This window comes from Myxococcus xanthus (assembly GCF_013116825.1).
In the GTDB taxonomy this organism is placed as follows: Bacteria; Myxococcota; Myxococcia; order Myxococcales; family Myxococcaceae; genus Myxococcus; species Myxococcus xanthus_B.
This window is the reverse complement of record NZ_JABFNS010000265.1, coordinates 1-3,446: the sequence shown is the minus strand read 5'-3', so window position 1 is coordinate 3,446 and position 3,446 is coordinate 1. Positions and strand designations below refer to the sequence as shown.

Sequence of the window (3,446 nt, the reverse complement as noted above, 5' to 3'; positions counted from 1 at the left end):
TGCCTCTCGCACGGCCTGCACGGCCCGACTGGCCACCTCTCGCATCAACTGCCCGAAGGCGTGGTTGAATCGCTCGAAGAAGGCGCTGGGTGACAGCCTCTGTCCGGTGAGCGCGATGTAGTTGGCGCTCCGGTGCGCCTGCGCATGTGGGGCGCAGAGGCGGGCGCCAGTCTGGTGCGCAAGGAGGACTGGGACGAGCTCTCCGACTGGGGCCAGGTGGTGCAGAACCTGATGGTGGGAGGCGACGCGCCGAACTTCGTGTGGATGGGCGCCCTGGAGTCCTACACGCTGCTGTCCGGGCACCTGGTGCGCCGCTACAACAACCGGGGCAACCCCAACTACAACCCAGCCGGCGCGGTGGTGACGGGGATGCTGAGACCCCTCTACGTCGAGGCCTTCGCCTCGGACGTGCTGGGCGCGCGGCTGATGGGGGCGGAGGGGATGCGCGAGGTGCGCGCGCATGTGGCGGGCTGCCCTGAGTGCCGTGGCGTGCTCGCGGCGCTGAGCGCGATGGAGACCCCGGCGCCCGACGCGGGACAAATCGTCACGGGCATGCGGGTGGGGCGCTATGTGGTGCTGGGGTTGCTGGGCGAGGGCGGCATGGGCCGGGTCCATGCGGCGTATGACCCGGAGCTGGACCGGAAGGTGGCGCTGAAGCTGCTGAACCCGGGGCGGCTGAGTGAGGACTCGCTGACGGAGGCGCGGCAGCGGCTGGAGCGCGAGGCGCGGACGATGGCGCGGCTGTCGCATCCGCGTGTGGCGCAGCTCCATGACGTGGGGGAGCACCAGGGGCAGCTCTTCCTGGTGATGGAGCTGGTGGAGGGCGGCACGCTGCGGCGGTGGCTGCTGGAGAAGCCGCGCACCCGAAGGGAGAAGGTCGCGCGCTTCGTGCAGGCGGCGGAGGGCCTGGCGGCGATGCACGCGCTGGGCATCGTCCACCGGGACTTCAAGCCGGACAACGTCCTGCTGACGCGCGACGGGCAGGTGCGCATCACCGACTTCGGCCTCGCCAACGCGACGGTGGCGCAGGGCTCGAGGTCCGGGCCCCTGCTCCCAGGCAGTGGGGACCTCACGCGGACGGGGACGGTGCTGGGGACACCGGCCTACGCCGCACCCGAGCAGCTGCGCGGCGAGCGGGGGGATGCGCGCTCCGACCAGTTCGCCTTCTGCGTGGCCCTCTACGAGGCCCTCCACGGGCAGCGCCCCTTCGAGGGCGCGACGCGCGAGGAGCTGCTGGCGTCGATGGAGCGGCAGGCGGTGCGCCCCGAGCAGCCGGGCGTGCCGGGCTGGCTCAAGGCGCTGGTGCGCCGCGGGCTGAGCGCGGACCCCACCCGCCGCTTCGAGTCGATGGACGCCCTGCGGGCCCGCCTCACGCGGGACGCGGGGGCCTGGACGCGCAGCGCCGTCGCGGCGGGGGTCGCGGGAGGGCTGGTGGGCCTGGGGTTCCTCCTGCTGGGGCCGGCGGCGGCGGTGCCGGCCGAGACGTGTCAGGGCAGTGAGCGGCACCTCGCGGGCATCTGGGATGCCACCGTGCGCGAGTCCACGCGCCGGGCCTTCCTGGCCACCCGGGCTCCGGACGCGGAGGCCTCCTTCCAGGCCGTGGCCTCCACGCTGGACCGGTGGGCCCGGGACTGGGCGTCCGCGCACCGGTCCGCCTGTGAGGCGGCGCACGTCTTTGGTGAGCAGTCGGAGGCGGTGCTCGGGCTCCGGATGACGTGCCTGGACCAGCGGCTGGGAGCGCTGTCCCGGCTGACCGTGGCGCTCCAGGGCGCGGACGCGCGGACGGTGGAGCGGGGCTTCGGGCTGGGCGGTTCACTGGGCGGCGTGGGGCGGTGCGCGGACGTGCGGACGCTGCAGGAGGCGGTGTCGCCCCCGGACGACCCGGAGGTCCGCGCGGAGGTGGACGCCGTGCGCGCGGACCTGGCCCGGGCGCACGCGCAGATGCTCGCGGGCCATACGCCGGAGGCCCTGCGGATCGCGCTCCCCGCCCGCGAGCGCGCGCTCGCCACCCGGCATCGCCCCCTGGAGGCGGAGGCGCACCAGCTCTGCGCGTTCCTGCAGGAGGACTCCGGCGCGTTCGAGGACGCGCGCGAGTCGCTGGCGCGGGGCTCGCTGGCGGCCGAGGCCGGGCGGGAGCCGGGCGTGCTCGCGCGGGTGCTGAGGGCCCAGGCCTGGCTGCACGGGTACGGCCTGGGGCGGCCTCAAGAGGCGTGGCCCTTCCTGCACCGGGCGCGCGCGGTGGCGGAGACGCTCCGGGACGCGGAGCTGGACACGCTGCTGGACAACGTGCAGGCGGAGCTCCTGGAGCAGGAGGGCCGCTTCGCGGAGGCGGAGCCGCTGCTGCGTGCGTCGCTGGAGGCCGTCGGCGCGCGGGGACAGACGCACTCGCACGCGGAGCTGAGCGGCCGGCTGGGCCTGCTGATCCGCCGTCAGGGGCGGCTGCTGGAGGCGAAGCGCTGGCAGGAAGAGGCGCTGCGCCTGCATGAGGAGCACTTCGGCCCGGCGCACCGGGACACCGGACGGGCCCTGCTCAACCTGGGCGGGACGCTGGCGCTCCTGGGCGAACTGGAGCGCGCCGAGTCCGTCCTCCAGCGGGCGCTCGGAATCCTTCGCCAGACGCTGGGTGGGAACAACCTGTCGGTGGCCCGGGCGTTGTCCAACCTGGCCGTGGTGTATTTCGAGTGGGGACACGCCGCCCGGGCGCGGCAGGCCGCGGAGGAGGGCTGGGCCGTGGCGCGCAAGAGCGTGGCCGCGGCCAGCCCGGTGCTGCTGGGGACGGCCTCGAACCGGATGGGCATCCTGGGAGAGCAGGGCGAGCGGCGCGAGGAGCTGGCGCACGCGCGCGGCGTGCTGGCGCATCGCGAGCGCGTCTACGGCGCCTCCCTCCCGGAGGTGGCCCTGGACGTCCACGAGGTGGGGCGGCTGCTGCGCCTGCTGGGGCGGCTGGACGAGGCGCGCGGCTACCATGCCCGGGGGGTCGCGCTCCAGGAGGCCCTGGCCGCCAGGGGCGAGGTGGACGGCGCGGGGCTGCGCTCGCTGGCGGACGCGCTCCTGTTCCTGGGGCGGGTTGAGGAGGCGCGGCGCCACGTGGAGCAATCGCTGGTGGAGATGGAGAAGGACCTGGGGCCCCTGTCCTCCGAGCGCATCGAGGCGCTGCTCGTCCTGGGCGACGTGCAGCTCGCACGAGGCCGGCCCGCCGAGGCCCTGGCGCCGCTGAGGACCGCGCTGGAGGCCCTCACGGGCCGCCAGGTGGTCTCGGCGCGCGTGCCCAGGGTGCGTCGCCGTCTGGCGCGGGCGCTGCGCCAGACGGGAGCGGTGAACGAGTCCCGCGAGCAGGCCCGGCGGGCCTGGGAGGAGCTGGCCGTCTGGCGTGCCGCCTATGCCCAGGAGACGCGGGAGGCACGGGCCGAGCTGGGGCACTGTCCGGGAGGGGCGGGGCCCTGACC

Annotated in this window: 1 protein-coding gene; it reads left to right on the top strand. The window is 75.2% G+C overall.

Annotation, left to right across the window (positions count from 1 at the left end; all coding sequences use genetic code 11):
• Window positions 1–426: 426 nt before the first annotated feature.
• Window positions 427–3,444, top strand: coding sequence for a protein kinase domain-containing protein (locus tag HNV26_RS37085; RefSeq protein WP_171453026.1), 3,018 nt, complete (start codon window positions 427–429; stop codon window positions 3,442–3,444).
• The last annotated feature ends 2 nt before the right edge of the window (window positions 3,445–3,446 follow it).

What these genes read in the sequence shown, in the direction of transcription:
- HNV26_RS37085 (WP_171453026.1), top strand. Translation starts at nt 427, where the DNA reads ATGGGGGCGGAGGGGATGCGCGAGGTGCGCGCGCATGTGGCGGGCTGC.